This window comes from Clostridium nitrophenolicum, from assembly GCF_055391695.1.
Map to the genome: position 1 here is coordinate 3,005,556 of NZ_AP042469.1, position 17,193 is coordinate 3,022,748.

Sequence of the window (17,193 nt, forward strand, 5' to 3'; positions counted from 1 at the left end):
CTAAAAGAATTTTTTCTTGCGTCCATTCTAATTATATCATTTATTTTTAAAATGTAAATTTATTAGTTATATTTCTATATTTTTGATTGCATCACTTATAGGGCTATAAGGCCGAAAATTGACTTACACCCCGGACTATGTTTCCAAGCTTCAGTCCGTTAAAAGCTTTGGAAACATAGCCCTTTGTGTAAGTCAATTTTCTAGTTTGAAACCCTATAGCAGCTATAAATATAGAAATGTAACTAAAAGAGGAGTAACCTAAAAGTATATTTAGGTTACTCCTCTTTTAGTTATTCAAATCTTAACGCATCAATAGGCTTAAGGTTAGAGGCTTTATAAGCTGGGAATATACCAAAGATAACTCCTACCGCTAAAGAGAATGAAAATGCTACAATAACTATTGGTATTGAAAAAGTCATTGACATTCCGAGTGCTGCTACAGCCCACCCTATACCTAGTCCGAATACTACACCTGATATACCACCTAAAGAGCTTAACACTAATGCTTCAATAAGGAATTGTACTAATATATCCTTTCTTGTTCCACCTAAAGCCTTTCTAATGCCTATCTCCTTTGTACGCTCTGATACAGACACAAGCATAACATTCATTACTCCTATGCCGCCTACAATTAATGATATAGCAGCTATACCGCCTAATAAGTATGTCATAGTACTTGATATTGAACTCATTGTGTCTAGTAATTGTTTCTGACTCATAACTCTATTGTTGTTATCAGTTGATTTAAAGAAGCTAGTAAGATAACTATTTACCTCATTAGTTACGGAATCAACATTTTTTTCATCCGAGGATTTTATATAAATAGTTTGAACATTTCTTGTTCCAGCAAGACTTATTGCCGTAGTGGATGGTATAACTATCATATCATCTGTATTGCTTCCCATGGAACTTCCCTGTGATTTTAATACACCTACAATTTGATATGTGTTTCCTTTTATATCAATATCTTTTCCTACTGGATCTGTAAATCCATAAAGCTGCTCGGCTATATCTGATCCTAAAACAGCAACTTTATTTCTATAATCTACATCTAAATCAGCAATAAATCTACCTTCTGCAATAGTCATATTTCTTATATCAAGAAAATTGCTAGTAGTACCAGTTACTGATGTATCCTGAGAGGTTTTATCAACTTTAACAGTTGTGCTAGTAGAAATAACTGGAGCAACCTTATCTATTCCTTGTATTTGCTCAATATCTTTTACATTATCAAGGGTAAACTGCTTACTGCCGTTACTTGATGTATTTGCTGAAATAAGATTTGTTCCAAGTGATTGAACTTGAGAAGTTATTTGCTTTGTCGATCCACTTCCCATACCTACTAATACAATTACTGAAGAAATCCCAATGATAATACCTATCATAGTAAGGGCAGATCTTAATTTATTGCTTTTTATATTTTTTATAGCTAGTTTTATTGTTTGAAAAAATCTCATTTAATCCCCTCCCTATGCATAAAGCTTACCATCTTCTATAGTAACAACTCTTTCCGCCTGCTCTGCGACCTTATGGTCATGCGTTATTAATATTATAGTTTGTCCTTGTTTATGAAGCTCTTTTATAAGCTCCATAATCTCTTTACTGGTTTTACTATCTAATGCTCCAGTAGGTTCATCAGCTAAAAGAATCTTTGGATTTCCGACTAATGCTCTCGCAATAGCCACTCTCTGCTGCTGTCCTCCTGAAAGCTGATTTGGCCTATGATGTTCTCTTCCTTTAAGCCCTACTTTTTCAATATACTCCATAGCAAGCTCCCTACATTCTTTTTCACCCATACCTCTATATAAAAGGGGCACTTCTACGTTTTCTACTGCATTTAGTTTAGATAGCAAATTAAAATTTTGAAATATGAAGCCTATTTGTTTATTCCTAATTTTAGCTAGCTCTAATTCATTTGCTTTATCTATATTTACCTTGTCAAAAACATAACTCCCAGTATCAGCCACATCTAAGCATCCTAATATATTCATTAATGTAGATTTACCGGACCCAGATGGTCCTATAATAGAAACAAATTCGTTTTCTTTTATATTTAGATTTATATTATCTAAAGCTTTTACAACAGTATCCCCCATGGTATAAGCTTTAGATAAATTATTAATTTCTATCATTAAAATTCTCCTTTCTTCGTTAATTGAAGTACTTAAGTTCTATTTACCCTGACTATTGCTTTGTCCACCTGGTGCTCTATTGTTTCTTCCGCTTCCGCCTCCGCCTTGCATCATTTGGAAACCGCCCATGCCTTTCATCTTTGAGGAATTATTGTTAGAATTTTGAACTTGTGGTAATTCAATTTCTTGTCCAGATACTAATCCATTAGTTATCTCTACCATTCTTCCATTGCTAATACCAAGCTCAACCTTTTGTAATGTTGGTGTCGTATTATCTTTAAATACTAGTACATATTTTTCACCTTTAATATCTTTAACTGCTTCTACCGGTACTGCTAGTACGTTCTCTTTAGATTCAGTCACTATTGTAGCTTCTGTAGACATACCTGCTTTTATATCATGTATATCGTCAAAGGCTATTGTTACATCAAAGTTTGAAACTCCATTGGAATATGTGCCTTGTTGACTAATATCCTTAATAACTCCAGTGAACTTCACATCTGGGAAAGCGTTAACTTTTATGTCTGCCTTTTGACCAACTTTCAAATTTACTAAATCTGTTTCATCTACTGATATTTTTGTAAGAAGATTCTTATCATCAAATATAGTTATAAGTTCCTGTGATGCATTTACACTATTACCTGAAGCAACACTTATATCACTAATAACTCCATCGTAAGGTGCTACTATAGGATCGCTTCCATTTACAAAAGTTATTAACTCCTGTCCTTTTGTTACTACTTGATTTTTACTTACAAGTATTGATTGTATTGTATCTCTGCTGGATGCTTTAAGTGTATCAGTTGACGATGATTGAACACTGCCTGACCCGGAAACTGATTTTTGAATATTTTGTACAGAAGCTTTTGCTTTAACAATCTGAGAAGTTTTGCTTTGTGTTGATGCCTTAGCATTGATACTTTTATAGACTCCAAATCCTCCAAATCCTAATACGGCTATTATCATTATACTAATAGTTGCTTTTTTCATAATTACCCACCCTTTCTATATAATTAATTTTAATGTCCATCGTTATGGGTACTATTATGATACTTAAATCTTAACTTATCCTTAACTATAACATTGAATTTTTATCCATTGTCAGATTGTTATCAAATTATAAGTTTAATTTGTATTTAAAACATAAAAAAAGAGAACTTTCAAGTTCTCTTAATCAACTGGTAGTGTTACCTTAATTATTGTTCCTTTAGGATGATTTGGTGAAGCTTTTATTAAGCCGCCGTGATTACTTACTATCCATTTGGCAATAGATAAGCCCAGCCCCGTCCCTCCTGTTTGTTTTGTTCTGCTCTTATCTCCACGATAGAATCTTTCAAATATCAATTTAGTTTCTTCTTCTTTTATACCTATGCCAGTATCTGCTACACTTATAATACATCTAGATTCTTCATTTTTAAGATTAACTTTAATAGCATCTCCACTATTTGTATATTTTAAGGCATTATCTAAAAGAATAATTATAAGCTGAGATATTCTTTCTTCATCGCAATTTACAATTAAAGCTTCGGCTAAATTCAATTCCATATGCTTATCTTCTAAATCTGCAATTTCTACATAGGGTTCAGCTATTTTATTTATTAAAATACTAATATTTACAGGTTTCTTTGCAATTTCCAGTGTATTAGAATCAGATCGTGCAAGTGTAAGCAGATCAGATGTAAGTTTTGATAATCTTCTTGTTTCTGAAAGTGCAATTCCTAAATAATTTGCATTGTTAATTACAGTAGAATCAGGATATTTAAGAATTAATTCTAATTGAGATTGAATTACTGTTAAAGGAGTTCTAAGTTCATGTGAAGCATCTTCAACAAATTGTCGCTGCTTTTTCCAAGCATTAACTATAGGTATCATGGTTCTTTGTGCTAAGAATGATCCTACTCCTATGGTAACTAAGAATAGTATAATGCCACCAATAATTATGATTTTTAAAAGGTTATCTAGAAGTTCTTTTTCTGAATTTGTGTTTCTTAATAGCTGAACCATGATAGTTTTATTATCTACTTGAACACTGAAGGCTATTGTTCTAAAATGAAAATCATTAAATTTAATATCATATAATTTATCTGTTATAGTTGGTTTGATATTTTCTAAATTTTTTTGATAAAACATTGATAATTGAGAATGAAAAAGAATATTTCCTTTTTCGTCTCTTAAAATAGGTATTATACGTGGATCAAGAGGTGGTATATTATGGGGACCTGGTTGTGTAGTTTGACTAGATTCTAAAGCTGGAATCATTGAAGATTCTAGCTTCGGAAGCTCCAAACTAACTTTAGCCAAATTATTTTCTATCATTTTCTTAGAAATTAATAGTGATCTATCTACCCCTCTATATAAATTTGTTTTAGCATAAAAATATATAATCATATTAAATACAATAAAAAGTATAAAAAATATTGTTGTATTTAATAGTGTTAGTTTAAGTCTCTGTTTTTTAAACATTTTCATCCTCATAAGTTTTTAGCATATATCCAACTCCGCGTATAGTTTTTATACATTTATCATAATTATAGTTAGATAGTATTTTTCTAAGTTTATGCATGTATACCTCCACTATGTTTATGGTGGTATCTGATTCAAATCCCCATACTCTATCAAATATTTGCTCTTTTGTTAGAATAGTTTCTTTATTGTTAATTAGGTATTCTAGAAGATCAAACAACTTAACTTGAAGGTTTATTTTTTCGCCTTTTATAGACAGCTCTCTATTCTTAATGTTAAGTTCAATTTCTTTATACTTTAAAATGTTTTCTGCTGCCATTGAACCTGATCTCCGAAGTAGTGCTTCAATTCTTGCTTTTAATTCTTGTATATGAAAAGGTTTGACTAGATAATCGTCAGCGCCTATTTTTAAACCCTTTATTTTATCTTCTAAAGAGTCCTTCGCTGTAAGAAATAGCACTGGCGTATCAATATTCTCTTTTCTTAATATTTTTAGCACCTCATAACCATCTAATAAAGGAATCATTATATCAAGTATTATTGCATCATATATGTTTTGTCTAGCCATATATAACCCCTCTTCTCCATTATAAGAGGCATCTACCTGATAGTTACTTTCTAGACTATTTTTAATTGATTGTAATATTAATTCATCATCTTCTATAATAAGTAATTTCATATGCAACTCCCTTATAATTTATTAAATTTGTTATCTTTATTATGTTGTGTTTAATGATTTATTTAAATACAAATTAATAAAAATTAGAAATGAAGTCACTTAAAATTTGTAGTACTTATACTTCAATATTCCTTACTTTCCCATTTAAAGCATATATTTATCTTAACTTACTTAAATATACACTATTTGACATAATAAGCCAGTGCATGTTATGATTTTAATAATGAATATTATTTTACTAAATATTAAATTAATTCTTATATAATTGGAGGGGACGTGATTATAGTGGGCTTCTTTTTAGATAAAAGGATTGATATAACTAACCTTACATGCTGGTATCAGCCAATATATGAAGTAAATACCATGAACGTATTTGGATTTGAAGCATTAGTACGAAGTAAGCTATATCGCGATTTTAATGCTATTGATCTTTTTCATCAAGCGGGAATACAAAGAACACTTACAATACTTGATTATCAATTAATTTTGAAGGCTCAACAACTATTTAGATATAAGAATACTCACTCACTATTCATAAATATATTTCCATCAACTTTACTGGATAAAAGGTTTATTTCATGGTGGAAGGAATTCTCATCACTTGCTCCACAAATCGTTTTGGAATTGTCTGAGGAAGAACCTATATGCGACTGGGAAAATTTAAAATCTGTAATAAAAGTGCTAAAAAAGGATAAAGTAAAAATAGCTGTAGATGATATGGGTGAAGGATATTCATTTTTAAAGCATTGGCTGCAACTAGAACCTGATTATATAAAATTAGATAGATGTCATATGACAAATTTGATAGATAACAAAGCAAAACAGAAGAACTTAGAAGACTTAGTAAAACTAATTGGACCATCGATAGAAATAATTGCTGAGGGAATTGAAAAAATTGGATGTCTCGAAATAATTAAAAATGCAGGTATTCGATATGCCCAGGGTTACGCTCTTGGCAGGCCTGCACCCTTTGATAACTTTTATTAATTATATAAGAAGGTGTGAGTTAAAAACTCATACCTTCTTAATTTTTTATAATTATAATTTTACTAATAATATTCATTAGACTTACAAATACTAATGCTGTAAATTCTATTATTTAAGTCTAAGGAGTGAATTTAATGAAAAAGAAAAGCATTGTTTCTATTCTAATTGTTATGTCAATTTTTTCAGTCTCATGCGCACAAAAGCAACAATCAGCACAACAGCCTACTGCAGGTGTAGAATCCTCATATTCTAAAACAGGTGATGTTGAAAAAGTAAAAATTACCGCTGACCAAGCAAATATAAGATCTGGCTGTTCTAGTGATGCTCCTGTCATTCAGACAGCAAATAAAGATAATTCTTTTAATGTAGTTAGTCAGGTTCAAGATTGGTTTGCAGTAAAACTTCCAGATAACAAAATTGGTTTTATTCCTAAAGATCAAGGTAAGGCAATAGCACCTGAAAACAAAAAAGCCCAAGCGGCTGCTGATACTACTGGAACAACTACTCAAGGAACAACAGCGCAAACAGCACCGAAAACACCGACTGCACAGACAAACGCTACTACATTGACCGATGCAGAGCAGCAGATGCTAAAATTAGTAAATGATGCTCGAGTTCAAAATAATTTACAACCTTTAAAAGTTGATATGCAACTATGTAATATTGCCAGAATTAAATCTCAAGATATGATAGACAATAATTATTTTAGCCACAACTCACCAAAATACGGTAGTCCTTTTGATATGATGAAATCCTTTGGAGTAGGTTTTGTTCAAGCAGGAGAAAATATCGCAGGCAATCAAAACGTTCAAAATGCAGAAAATGCATTGATGAATTCTCCAGGCCATAGAAAAAACATATTAAGTCCAGATTTCACTCATATAGGCATAGGAATTAGAGCTGGTGGTCCTTATGGAAGCATGTTTACACAAGAGTTTATAAGCAAACCTCAATAAAAAAATAATAGCGGATATGTTTTCCGCTATTATTTTTTATATTATATAACTTATCAAAGGAATAGATGAAGTAACTCACAAATTTTCATTTATTAGATCTAATTAAGGTGTTAATCTACTTCTATCTCTAGGAAATGCGGATGTTTCTCTGATATTATTTATTCCTAAAAGTAAGGCTAAAAGTCTTTCGAGACCTATCGCCAATCCCCCATGAGGTGGCACTCCATATTTAAATACATTCACATAACTTGAAAAATTTTCATAGTTTAATCCTTTAAATTTAAAGCTTTCAACTAGCATGTCATAATCATGTATTCTTTGGCCTCCAGAAGTTATTTCCGTTCCCTTGAATATAAGGTCAAAGGATCTAGTACCATTTATGCCTTTAGGCATTGTATACATAGGTCTCTTTTTTCTACTGTAGTTTGTAACAAAAATAAACTCTGAATTATATTTCTCCTTTGCATACTCACTTAAAAGCCTCTCTCCTTCTGGATCTAAGTCATTGTCAGTTACAATTTTGTTGTAGTTTTCTTTTAAAACCCTTGCTGCATCTTCAAATTCTATCCTTGGTATCGGCGCTAATATTTTAGGAATATCTACATTTAACATTTTAAAATATCTAGCTCCTTCTAACTCTAGTTTATTTATAATGTGCTTTAACATTTCTTCCTCTATATCCATAATATCTTGTTCATCTTCAATAAATGCCAATTCAAGATCCATGCTCGTAAATTGGTTTAAATGTCTAGCTGTATCATGTTCTTCAGCTCTGAAAAAATTTCCTATTTCGAAGACTCTCTCATAACCAGCGGCTACCATCATTTGTTTATAAAATTGAGGACTTTGCGCAAGGTATGCATCTCTTCCAAAATAATCTAACTTAAAGAGAGCAGTTCCTCCTTCAGCTCCTTCCGCTACAATTTTCGGGGTAAATATTTCTATAAAGCCTTCTCTTGATAAAAATTCTCTAAAACCTTCCACTATAATATGCTGTATTCTAAATATAGCATTCTTTTTTTCATGTCTAAGACTTAAAATTCTATTATTAAGCATTGTATCAAGAGAAATATTTAACTCCTCGCCATTTATTTCAATAGGCAGATCTTCTTCTACTTTGCTCAACACCTTGAGAGATTTTACTGCTAATTCAAAATTATTTAGAGAGTTTTTCCCCTCTTTGATTGTACCGCTTACTTCCAGTACACTTTCACATTTTAGTCCATGTATAATCGGCTCTTTATTATCAACCACACATTGAACCATCCCACTTCTGTCTCTTAAAATTATAAAAGTAATACCTTTAAGCCTCCTTACTCTATGAACCCATCCTTTAATTATTACATTCTTATTCAAGTTTTCTCCTAGGCTCCTAATTAATGTTCTTTTCATAATAATCTCTCCTTTTATTTATTTAATAGCTTAATTTTATTGATCTTTTAGTAATAAAAAAATCTTCACTCCTTTTAGGAGCGAAGATTTAAATTCACGGTACCATCCTAATTTATCTTGTTTTAATCAATAGGCAATTTAATAAAAGAATATTAAGTAGTCTAAAAAATTTAGTAGAATTTTTTAAAACTAATAATACTTTTATTGACACATAAAATACAAAAACCTCACTCCTAGTGTAGGAGTGAGGTTAAATTCACGGTGCCATCCTGCTTAATCTTAGCAAAACAAAGATATCTTTAGACCCTTTAACGGCGGCAACCGATTTATTCTACTTAATTTCAAATAAACTTCTCAGAGATGTCTTTCACTAATATCGTTCCTTTGAGGCTCACACCACCCCTCACTCGCTTTGAGGACAAATATTAATTACTTTTCTCTTCATAGAATTTTTTTGTAATATATCGTTTAACGTATCACATTTTTTATATCATGTCAATATTTTTGTGTTTATTTTTATATTTTTTACTAGTCAATCTTCCTTTAAACACATAAATTCTATGGCAATTGATAAATCTCTATGCAATATAAAAAATAGTTTTATCTAATTTGATAGTTTTGCTCGTAATAAATTTAATCCCAATCCAACAAATATGATTCCTGATATCTTATTTAATGAATTAGCTAGTCCTACCTTTTTACTTATTTTTCCAGTTAAGTATGATGAAAATACTGCCAAAATTATACACCATATCGTTCCAGTAATAATAAATGTACATCCAAGCAATAAAAAAGGTAGAACTCCATAAGTGTTATTAGGATTAATAAATTGAGGTAAAAAGGCTAGAAAAAATAACGCTACCTTAGGATTTAATACATTGGTTATAATTCCTTGAAAATATATATTTTTAAAACTATTTTTTTCATTATCTCCATTATAAATAAGTAATGATGATTTTGACATAAATGAACGAATACCAAGATAAACTAAATAGGCTGCCCCCAAATATTTAATAATGTTAAAAGCAAGAGCTGATTTAGCTAATATGACTGAGAGCCCTAAAGCCGCCAATATGGTATGTACAATGCACCCAGTTGAAATTCCTAAAGCAGACATTATACCTGCCTTCTTGCCATTAGACATGCTATTTCCCAATATATACATAGTATCTGCACCTGGAGTCAAGTTTAGTATTATTCCCGTAATTATAAAAACACTGAAATTTACAATACCAAACATAATAAATCCCCCTTACTTTATTTTCTCCACACTAGTGAATATCTCCAAAATAGATGTCTTTTCAATTTTGCATTAGGAATTATTTCCCTGGTAATTTTTTCAACATCCTTAATTGTCATATATCTATCATGTTTTGCATGTTCATTCCACGCTTTAATTTCTTCTTCTGATTTCTTCACTTTACCTGTTTTTATTAACATAGTAATTATATTTATAGGTATAGCTGCTATTGATATCAAATAATCCGTTAGTTTTTCTTCTTTATAGAGATCAAGTATCATAAATACTCCATTTGGTTTTAGAGCCTCTCTTATTTTTAATAACATTTCTTTAAACTGAAGATGATGAAAAGTAGCAATAGAAACTATACAATCATATTTTTCCTGTCCTAAATCCCATTCTAATACATCCTCAACTTGGTACTTAATATTATTATATTTTCGAGATTGTTCTTCTGCTACTCTAATCATTTCTGGTGATAAATCTATTCCTTCAACTGTATGAGATTTTTCAGCTAGTAATCTAGTAAATTCACCTGTTCCACAACCAATGTCTATTGCTTTTTCACATTCATTTGGTATGAATTTTAGTAAAAAATTATGATAGTGTTTGTTATGTTCCCAATTTGAGGGCTTTGTATTTGCAATCTTATTAAAGTCATCAATTATAGCATCTTTGTCATCCATAATACTATTCCCCTATCTCTACTAAAATAAATATATTTAAATTATAATATATATCTATTAATAAAAATACTGAAAAATACAATAGATTTTTTATTTAAAATAATATATTATATGCTGAAAGCAAGTTTGTGTATTAGAGGTATTTCGATAAGTATGCTGTTTATTTGCAAAATAACTTATAGCATCTCCATCAGACAAACTGTATATATTATCTTCAATTAATAATTCCATCTTACCTTTTGTTACAATGATATATTCCTCCACGCCTTCATTATGAGGCAAAGACTGATGATTACAACCAGGTTCAAGAGTAATCATAAAAACCTCGAATCTTCTTTTATTGTCATAAGGAAACAATGGATATACTTTCATTCTTTTATCATTCTCTAATATTGGACCTATTTCACTACAGGAAACATATCTTATATCATCTTCAATTTCTTCCATAAAGTATGAAAAAGAGACATTTAAACCTGTAGCAATTTTCCATAAGGTAGCAACAGTAGGATTAGACTCACCACGTTCAATTTGTCCTAGCATTGCCTTGCTTACCCCTGTTAATTCAGAAACTTTATCAAGACTTAAACTTTTCTGTTTTCTAATATTATTAAGATTTTTGCCAATAATAGTAGTAAGATTTTTCATTTAATTACCTCCAAAGTAATTGTATGTTATAACATACTGTTGTACAATATATCATAACATATTATTTGTAGAGGAGGTAGTTTTATGTCAACAGATCTTAGTAAAAGCGCTGAAAAAGTGCAAAGCGCATTAAACAAATTTGGATTTGAACTTAATGTGGTTGAATTATCAGAATCAACTCGTACTGCACAGGAGGCAGCCGATACAATTGGTTGCCAGGTAAGTCAAATTGCTAAGTCATTAATATTTAAATGCAAAAATTCACAAAAGCCACTTCTAATTATTGCAAGTGGTACAAATAGGGTTAATGAAAAAATAATTAAACAGTATATTGGAGAGAAACTTGAAAAAGCAGATGCTGATTTTGTTCTTGAAAATACAGGATTTGTAATAGGCGGCATACCTCCAATTGGGCATAAAAATTCCATTACAACATTAATTGATGAGGATTTAATGCAATATGAAGAAATATGGGCTGCTGCTGGGACCCCTCATGCAGTATTCAAACTTACTCCAAAGATTTTAACTGAAATAACACAAGGAAATATTGTCTCAATAAAATAACAGGCAGACCACAAGGTATGTTATATCTTGTGGTCTGCCTGTTGATATAAGCTAATCAATTAATAACCCCATTGCAAGTGAATCATAGAACTCACCATTAATTAAATAGTCTCTTTTCAAAACTCCTTCTTCTAAAAATCCTATTTTTTTATATAAATTAATACCTGCTTTATTATCAGTTCTAACTCTTAAATTTATTTTTCTAATTATACCTGAATTTTTACTCCAGTTGACTAAATATCTAATAAGCTTCTCTCCGATGCCATTTCCCCAATATTCTTTGAGAACACTTACTCCAAATTCACCAACATGAGCATTTCTTTGTCTCGGCCCGCCGGAAAAGTTTAAATTCCCAATTACTTTTCCATTAACTTCTGCTATTATGAATAAAGAATTATCTTTCTCTAAAGTGTTTTTTATAAACTCTTCTTCCTGCTCAACTGTTCTTCCAAATTCACCTAATCCAAAAGTTAAAAAATCCGATTCTCCTCCTATTATGTTTAGGTACTTTATTAGTGCTTTAGAATCAGATTGATTAGCTTTTCTAATAATAACCTTCTCTTGGTTGACTATAATTTCTTTCATTAGTAATTCCCCCTAAATGATCTTTATACGTAAACTTTGCTCTCTTATATTTTTTGCTTGTCCATTTTAAATAACATTTTTAGCGTTTATTTCCCTAGGACCTATCATTATCAGGTCCACTCCATATATGTTTCTTCATATTGATGCACCCGCTTTTATTAAAAGTTATTCCCTCTGAACTTAGTATAGCTCTTTGAAGTTCTGGCGATCCAAATACGTATCCCGGTGACATTTCTCCAAGTCTATTAACTACTCTATGGCATGGTAAATTAAGCTGTTTAGGCGCTGCTCTCATAGCCCACCCAACTACTCTTGCACTTCTTGGTTCACCTAATAATAAAGCTATCTGTCCATATGTAGCTACCTTACCTTCCGGTATCTGAGATACTAATTTATAAACTCTTGAAAAAAAGTCCTTCAACTGATTTTTACTCCTCTCTACTAACAACTCATAAAGATATATTTTATATTTTATTATATATTAGGATATTTATCCAACACTATATTACCATATTCATAAAATTTTAAATCTAATTCGGCATTAAGCAGATATCCCAAATTTTAAGCAGGCATCCAAAATCTTAAGTAGATATCCCAAATCTATGATTTTGAGATGATCGCTTACACAGAGTGCTGATTTGGTGATAGCCACTTACACAGCGTATTGATTTGGAGATGATTGTTTATTTCTACGAAGTAAAGAATTGGAGTTTCTTTTAAAATAGAGATATGTTAATAAAAAAATAAGCTGGCAAAATATAACCAGCTTTAGTATATGAACTGTATAAGAGAAAATACCTTATTAGGTACATTCTACATTATAACCATATAACATTAAATTAAACCCATCATTTAAAATAAATTATTCACTTATCCTATCTATTCAAATTCCTTTTTTTTATTGATTAGCTCTTTAAATTTATTGTCTAACTGATTATAAGCTGGAGTACCCTGCGTAACTTTCGTCAACTCACCAAGCACATATGCAATTTCATTTTCAATTAACATTTTCTGTTCTCTAATATTATTTTCATTTTTGTTTTTCTCAGAGTTATTCCTTTTGTCTTTTATAAATAGTTTATCTAAATAATCTTTAGGCTCACTCAATATTTTTTTTATTTTATTATCTTCAAATACTAAAAGACAATCACAAATATTTTCTATCATATATCTATCGTGAGATACCAAAATTATACTTCCGTCATATTCTCTAAGTGCATCTTCTAATTTTTCTCTGCTGTAGATATCCAAGTGATTTAGAGGTTCATCTAGTACCAGTAGATCTTGATGTTTAGCGATGAGCTTTGCCATTCTAACCCTTGTAAGCTCTCCTAAACTCAAGGTGGATATAGGTTGTTTTATCATCTTTTCATTGAAACCCATGTTTGCTAACATCGTTCTTACCCTGCTTTCATCCTCTCTTGATTCAATGTCAAACAGTTCTATAACAGATTGCTCTCTATTAATTTCTTGAGCTTCCTGACTTAAATACCCTATACTTATAGATTTACTTATAAAGAGTTCTCCTTCATCTAAACTTTCCTTACCTATGATAGTGTTTAGTAGGGTGCTTTTACCACACCCATTAGGTCCAAATACTCCCACACGCTCTCCACTCATTATATAAAATGAAGTTTTCCTAAATAAAATCCTAGAATCAAAACTTTTTTTGATATCTGCTGCCTCAATAATCCTTATTTTCCTTAAAGCAGCTTCACTAAATTTAAAATCAATTTTTTTGTCTTTTTCAGGTTTTTTAACTCCTTCCAAATCTATCTTTTCAAGCCTCTTAATTTTAGACTTTATTTGTTTATCCATCTTCTTGGCCTTTTTTCTAAAATATTCTTTTTTACCTAATCCTGCTGCCTCCTTTTTTGTTGATTCCCTGTGGCCTTTATCAGACCAGCTCTTTAACCTGGTTATTTCTTGTTGGATTTTTATTTTATTACACTCTTGGATCTCATATTGATGAAGTTCACTTTCATATCTTCTTTTCTTTTCCTCTCTATAAAAGCTATAGTTCCCATGATAGATACTTGTCGTTCCTTTATTTATTTCAATTATCTTATTAACTGCACTATCTAAAAAATACCTGTCATGAGATATAATTAAAATAGTTCCCTTATATTTTTTTAACTCCTCTATAAGCCAATTCATTCCCTGATAATCGATATGATTAGTAGGCTCATCTAGTATAAGAAAGTCTGGATTTCTAGACCATATATTGGCTAAAGCAAGTTTCATCTTCTCTCCACCACTTAAGCTGCTGAGCCTTTCTTCTTCCATTGGATCTATTTTTTCTATGCCTAGATAACTTGATATCTCAAGTAAGTTTCCTATATATTCTTCATTCTTAATATTTATCTCCTTTCCACTCCAAGTTCTTTGACTATAAAAACTATTTTGTTTAAGATATCCAATTTCAATATCCTTCTTATACCAAAGAATACTTCCTTGCTCAGGTTTAAGGGCACCGTAAATTATATTTGCTAAGGTGCTTTTACCTGCTCCGTTTAATCCTACCAGACCTATTCTATCTCCTAAAGCAATATTAAAATTTACATTATTTAAAATAGTTACTTCACCAAATTCTTTGTTTATTCCTTGTAAACTTAACATCATTGTCATAAATGCCACCTCATTTTTCATATAATTTCAAGGTTTTACTTATGAGTTAAGAATTTTTCAAAACAAAAAGACGGTAAGCAAACATAGTTCACTAACCGCCTAAAAAATTGCATAAAAAAACTGTGCTGAAAGACACAGTAAATATCCGGTTATTTTATATTTTACTAATGTTCTTAACTCATAATATGTGCTTAAAGGTTCTACAAAAAGAGGATAATATTACCCCTTAAAAATACTTCAAACACCAATATTCAATTAGATTATCTAGTTAAGAACATAATCTTCATTTCTTTCTCCTTCCAAATTACAATATTTAAACTTTTTATAGCAACATCATATTACCATAATATTGAACAACAATCAACTGCTCTTAAAAAAAGCGTAATACTAATAATCATTAGTTTACGCTTTTTTCAGACTTTTAAAGAGGTTATCTCCTGAGGGCACTTCTCTAAAGAGATCATTAAATATTCTAATATTACAGGGAACAGCATAATCAGCACTTACCCAATGAATAGTACCTTTTACCTTTCTTTCCGTAAAACCGCTTCCACTTTTAGTTTTAGGATCATAGGTGCATCTTAACTCTATTTAATTGGATCAAGTACTGCCATGATTGAAGGCACCTTAGATTTTAAATTTTGTCTTAAAGAATGCTCTAACATTGCTATATCTACAACGCTCCCACTTTTTGATACTCCTATTTCACCTAAAAAATTATGAATAGACTCTATAGCAATTAATTATATTATTAAACATTTTATACAATAATATTAATTTAGTCAGCCTATTTAGAATTGAAAGATTTTAAAACCAATGAAGCATTATGTCCACCAAATCCAAAAGAATTTGATAAAGCATAATTAAACTCAGCACTTTTCCCCTCATTAGGTACATAGTATAGATCACATTCTGGATCTGGAGTTTTATAATTTATTGTTGGTGGTAAAAATTTATCCTTAAGTGCAAATGCTGTTATGATAGCTTCTATGGCACCTGATGCCCCTAACAAGTGTCCTGTCATTGATTTGGTTGAACTAATGGCAAGTTTATACGCATATTCACCAAATACAGATTTCACAGCAGCAGTTTCGGTTTTATCATTTGGTTTTGTTGAAGTTCCATGTGCATTTATATATCCAATGTCAGATGGTTTTATATCAGCATCTTTAATTGCAAGTTTCATACACCTTGCAGCGCCTTCTCCACCTTCAGAAGGGGCAGTTATATGGTATGCATCATTTGTGCAACCATAACCAACTATTTCAGCAATAATATTTGCTCCTCTATTTAAAGCATGCTCAAGTTCTTCGAGTATAAGTACACCAGAACCTTCTCCTAGTACAAATCCATTTCTTTCTAAGTCAAAAGGCTTAGAAGCGGTAAAAGGATCCTCATTTGTTGTTATAGCTTTACTAGCACTGAATCCCGCTAAAGTTAATCTCGTAATAGATGCCTCTGAGCCTCCAGCAATCATAATATCAGCATCATTACGTGCTATTACCTTAAAGGCATCACCTATTGAGTTAGTAGAAGAAGCACAAGCTGAGACAGAACATTCATTGAAACCTTTAGCTCCATATTTTATGGCTATAATTCCCGATGCCATATTAGGTATCATCATAGGAACAAAGAATGGACTAACTTTGCGATGACCTTTTTCAATAAGTTCACTATGTTGTTTTTCCATAGTTTCAATTCCACCTATCCCTGTTCCTATTATTACACCTACTCTCTCCTTATCTATTTTATCAAAATCCAACTTTGAGTCTTCAATAGCCATTTGAGCAGATGCTAGTGCAAATTGAGCAAACCTATCCATCCTTCTAATTTCTTTTTTATCAATAAATATAGATGGATCAAAATTCTTTATTTCACCACCAACTTTAGTTGGTAGATCAGAAACATCAATTCTTTCAATTTTACTAATTCCACACTTTCCAGCTTTTATTGACTGCCAGAGTTTATCTGCCCCAATTCCAAGAGATGAAACTGCTCCCATCCCTGTGATCACTACACGTCTTTTCATATAAAAAATCCTCCTAATTTTACATTATTAAACTTCATTTACTATGGCATAAAATATATGTAAAGGTCCTGCGTTGTAGACTAAATTACACCGCTGTACTTTATCACCACATTTGCCTAGTATTTACTTTAGTAATTGTAATGGATATAATGAATTAAAATAAATAAATATTACCTTTAAAAATAATTTTAATAGATTTAATAAATT

17 protein-coding genes and 1 other annotated feature are annotated in these 17,193 nt (G+C 30.9%); of the genes, 3 read left to right on the plus strand and 14 right to left on the minus strand.

What is annotated here, in order from left to right:
• Positions 1-290: 290 nt before the first annotated feature.
• The 5 genes from ACZ5N4_RS14265 to ACZ5N4_RS14285 all read right to left on the minus strand — a co-directional run bounded on the left by ACZ5N4_RS14265 (position 291) and on the right by ACZ5N4_RS14285 (position 5,274).
• Complete coding sequence (locus ACZ5N4_RS14265; protein WP_464203177.1) at positions 291-1,457, minus strand: ABC transporter permease; 1,167 nt, start codon at positions 1,455-1,457, stop codon at positions 291-293.
• Positions 1,458-1,469: 12 nt separating this feature from the next.
• Positions 1,470-2,132, minus strand: a complete 663-nt coding sequence (locus ACZ5N4_RS14270; RefSeq protein WP_464203178.1) for an ABC transporter ATP-binding protein — start codon at positions 2,130-2,132, stop codon at positions 1,470-1,472.
• A gap of 39 nt (positions 2,133-2,171) precedes the next feature.
• Positions 2,172-3,122, minus strand: a complete 951-nt coding sequence (locus ACZ5N4_RS14275) for an efflux RND transporter periplasmic adaptor subunit (RefSeq protein ID WP_464203179.1) — start codon at positions 3,120-3,122, stop codon at positions 2,172-2,174.
• A gap of 180 nt (positions 3,123-3,302) precedes the next feature.
• Complete coding sequence (locus tag ACZ5N4_RS14280) at positions 3,303-4,595, minus strand: sensor histidine kinase (RefSeq protein WP_464203180.1); 1,293 nt, start codon at positions 4,593-4,595, stop codon at positions 3,303-3,305.
• Positions 4,588-5,274 (minus strand): response regulator transcription factor, encoded by a 687-nt coding sequence (locus ACZ5N4_RS14285; protein WP_464203181.1) that lies wholly within the window; start codon positions 5,272-5,274, stop codon positions 4,588-4,590. Before ACZ5N4_RS14285 ends, ACZ5N4_RS14280 begins: the two co-directional genes overlap by 8 nt.
• A 285-nt stretch (positions 5,275-5,559) precedes the next feature.
• Between ACZ5N4_RS14285 and ACZ5N4_RS14290 the strand changes: the two genes are divergently transcribed.
• Together ACZ5N4_RS14290 and ACZ5N4_RS14295 are read left to right on the plus strand one after the other, a co-directional pair.
• A complete protein-coding gene (locus ACZ5N4_RS14290; RefSeq protein ID WP_464203182.1) occupies positions 5,560-6,261 on the plus strand; it encodes an EAL domain-containing protein in 702 nt (233 codons plus the stop codon).
• 170 nt (positions 6,262-6,431) lie between these two features.
• Positions 6,432-7,217 (plus strand): CAP domain-containing protein, encoded by a 786-nt coding sequence (locus ACZ5N4_RS14295; RefSeq protein ID WP_464203183.1) that lies wholly within the window; start codon positions 6,432-6,434, stop codon positions 7,215-7,217.
• 102 nt (positions 7,218-7,319) lie between these two features.
• On the opposite strand, the gene aspS is transcribed toward ACZ5N4_RS14295, so the two are convergent.
• The 4 genes from aspS to ACZ5N4_RS14315 all read right to left on the minus strand — a co-directional run bounded on the left by aspS (position 7,320) and on the right by ACZ5N4_RS14315 (position 11,180).
• On the minus strand, positions 7,320-8,609 hold the full coding sequence (aspS, locus tag ACZ5N4_RS14300; RefSeq protein WP_464203184.1) for an aspartate--tRNA(Asn) ligase: 1,290 nt from the start codon (positions 8,607-8,609) through the stop codon (positions 7,320-7,322).
• A gap of 237 nt (positions 8,610-8,846) precedes the next feature.
• Positions 8,847-9,063: a binding site (T-box leader), on the minus strand.
• A gap of 150 nt (positions 9,064-9,213) precedes the next feature.
• Entirely contained in the window at positions 9,214-9,849 is a 636-nt protein-coding gene (locus ACZ5N4_RS14305) for a LysE family translocator (RefSeq protein ID WP_464203185.1), read from the minus strand.
• 17 nt (positions 9,850-9,866) lie between these two features.
• Positions 9,867-10,535 carry a class I SAM-dependent methyltransferase gene (locus tag ACZ5N4_RS14310; RefSeq protein ID WP_464203186.1) on the minus strand — a complete coding sequence of 223 codons (669 nt, stop codon included), beginning with the start codon at positions 10,533-10,535 and terminating at the stop codon, positions 9,867-9,869.
• A 90-nt stretch (positions 10,536-10,625) separates the two neighbouring features.
• The gene (locus tag ACZ5N4_RS14315; RefSeq protein WP_464203187.1) at positions 10,626-11,180 is read right to left on the minus strand and encodes a helix-turn-helix domain-containing protein; all 555 of its coding nucleotides are present in this window, start codon (positions 11,178-11,180) and stop codon (positions 10,626-10,628) included.
• An 84-nt stretch (positions 11,181-11,264) separates the two neighbouring features.
• Between ACZ5N4_RS14315 and ACZ5N4_RS14320 the strand changes: the two genes are divergently transcribed.
• A complete protein-coding gene (locus tag ACZ5N4_RS14320) occupies positions 11,265-11,744 on the plus strand; it encodes a YbaK/EbsC family protein (RefSeq protein WP_211141020.1) in 480 nt (159 codons plus the stop codon).
• Positions 11,745-11,795: 51 nt separating this feature from the next.
• Here ACZ5N4_RS14320 and ACZ5N4_RS14325 read toward each other — a convergent pair whose 3' ends face one another.
• From ACZ5N4_RS14325 to fabF, 5 genes are all read right to left on the minus strand, one after another.
• On the minus strand, positions 11,796-12,329 hold the full coding sequence (locus ACZ5N4_RS14325; protein ID WP_464203188.1) for a GNAT family N-acetyltransferase: 534 nt from the start codon (positions 12,327-12,329) through the stop codon (positions 11,796-11,798).
• 94 nt (positions 12,330-12,423) lie between these two features.
• Positions 12,424-12,750 (minus strand): MGMT family protein, encoded by a 327-nt coding sequence (locus ACZ5N4_RS14330; protein ID WP_464203189.1) that lies wholly within the window; start codon positions 12,748-12,750, stop codon positions 12,424-12,426.
• A 458-nt stretch (positions 12,751-13,208) separates the two neighbouring features.
• Positions 13,209-14,957: a ribosomal protection-like ABC-F family protein gene (abc-f, locus tag ACZ5N4_RS14335; protein WP_464203190.1), complete on the minus strand. Its 1,749-nt coding sequence runs from the start codon at positions 14,955-14,957 to the stop codon at positions 13,209-13,211.
• Positions 14,958-15,359: 402 nt separating this feature from the next.
• Positions 15,360-15,548 (minus strand): hypothetical protein, encoded by a 189-nt coding sequence (locus tag ACZ5N4_RS14340; RefSeq protein ID WP_464210947.1) that lies wholly within the window; start codon positions 15,546-15,548, stop codon positions 15,360-15,362.
• Between the two features lie 196 nt (positions 15,549-15,744).
• The gene (gene fabF / locus ACZ5N4_RS14345) at positions 15,745-16,986 is read right to left on the minus strand and encodes a beta-ketoacyl-ACP synthase II (RefSeq protein ID WP_464203191.1); all 1,242 of its coding nucleotides are present in this window, start codon (positions 16,984-16,986) and stop codon (positions 15,745-15,747) included.
• Positions 16,987-17,193: the final 207 nt, after the last annotated feature.

Bases quoted from the DNA above. Each gene is read 5' to 3' on its own strand.
- ACZ5N4_RS14265 (WP_464203177.1), bottom strand. From the start codon at position 1,457: ATGAGATTTTTTCAAACAATAAAACTAGCTATAAAAAATATAAAAAGC.
- ACZ5N4_RS14270 (WP_464203178.1), bottom strand. From the start codon at position 2,132: ATGATAGAAATTAATAATTTATCTAAAGCTTATACCATGGGGGATACT.
- ACZ5N4_RS14275 (WP_464203179.1), bottom strand. From the start codon at position 3,122: ATGAAAAAAGCAACTATTAGTATAATGATAATAGCCGTATTAGGATTT.
- ACZ5N4_RS14280 (WP_464203180.1), bottom strand. From the start codon at position 4,595: ATGTTTAAAAAACAGAGACTTAAACTAACACTATTAAATACAACAATA.
- ACZ5N4_RS14285 (WP_464203181.1), bottom strand. From the start codon at position 5,274: ATGAAATTACTTATTATAGAAGATGATGAATTAATATTACAATCAATT.
- ACZ5N4_RS14295 (WP_464203183.1), top strand. From the start codon at position 6,432: ATGTCAATTTTTTCAGTCTCATGCGCACAAAAGCAACAATCAGCACAA.
- aspS (WP_464203184.1), bottom strand. From the start codon at position 8,609: ATGAAAAGAACATTAATTAGGAGCCTAGGAGAAAACTTGAATAAGAAT.
- ACZ5N4_RS14305 (WP_464203185.1), bottom strand. From the start codon at position 9,849: ATGTTTGGTATTGTAAATTTCAGTGTTTTTATAATTACGGGAATAATA.
- ACZ5N4_RS14310 (WP_464203186.1), bottom strand. From the start codon at position 10,535: ATGGATGACAAAGATGCTATAATTGATGACTTTAATAAGATTGCAAAT.
- ACZ5N4_RS14315 (WP_464203187.1), bottom strand. From the start codon at position 11,180: ATGAAAAATCTTACTACTATTATTGGCAAAAATCTTAATAATATTAGA.
- ACZ5N4_RS14320 (WP_211141020.1), top strand. From the start codon at position 11,265: ATGTCAACAGATCTTAGTAAAAGCGCTGAAAAAGTGCAAAGCGCATTA.
- ACZ5N4_RS14325 (WP_464203188.1), bottom strand. From the start codon at position 12,329: ATGAAAGAAATTATAGTCAACCAAGAGAAGGTTATTATTAGAAAAGCT.
- abc-f (WP_464203190.1), bottom strand. From the start codon at position 14,957: ATGACAATGATGTTAAGTTTACAAGGAATAAACAAAGAATTTGGTGAA.
- fabF (WP_464203191.1), bottom strand. From the start codon at position 16,986: ATGAAAAGACGTGTAGTGATCACAGGGATGGGAGCAGTTTCATCTCTT.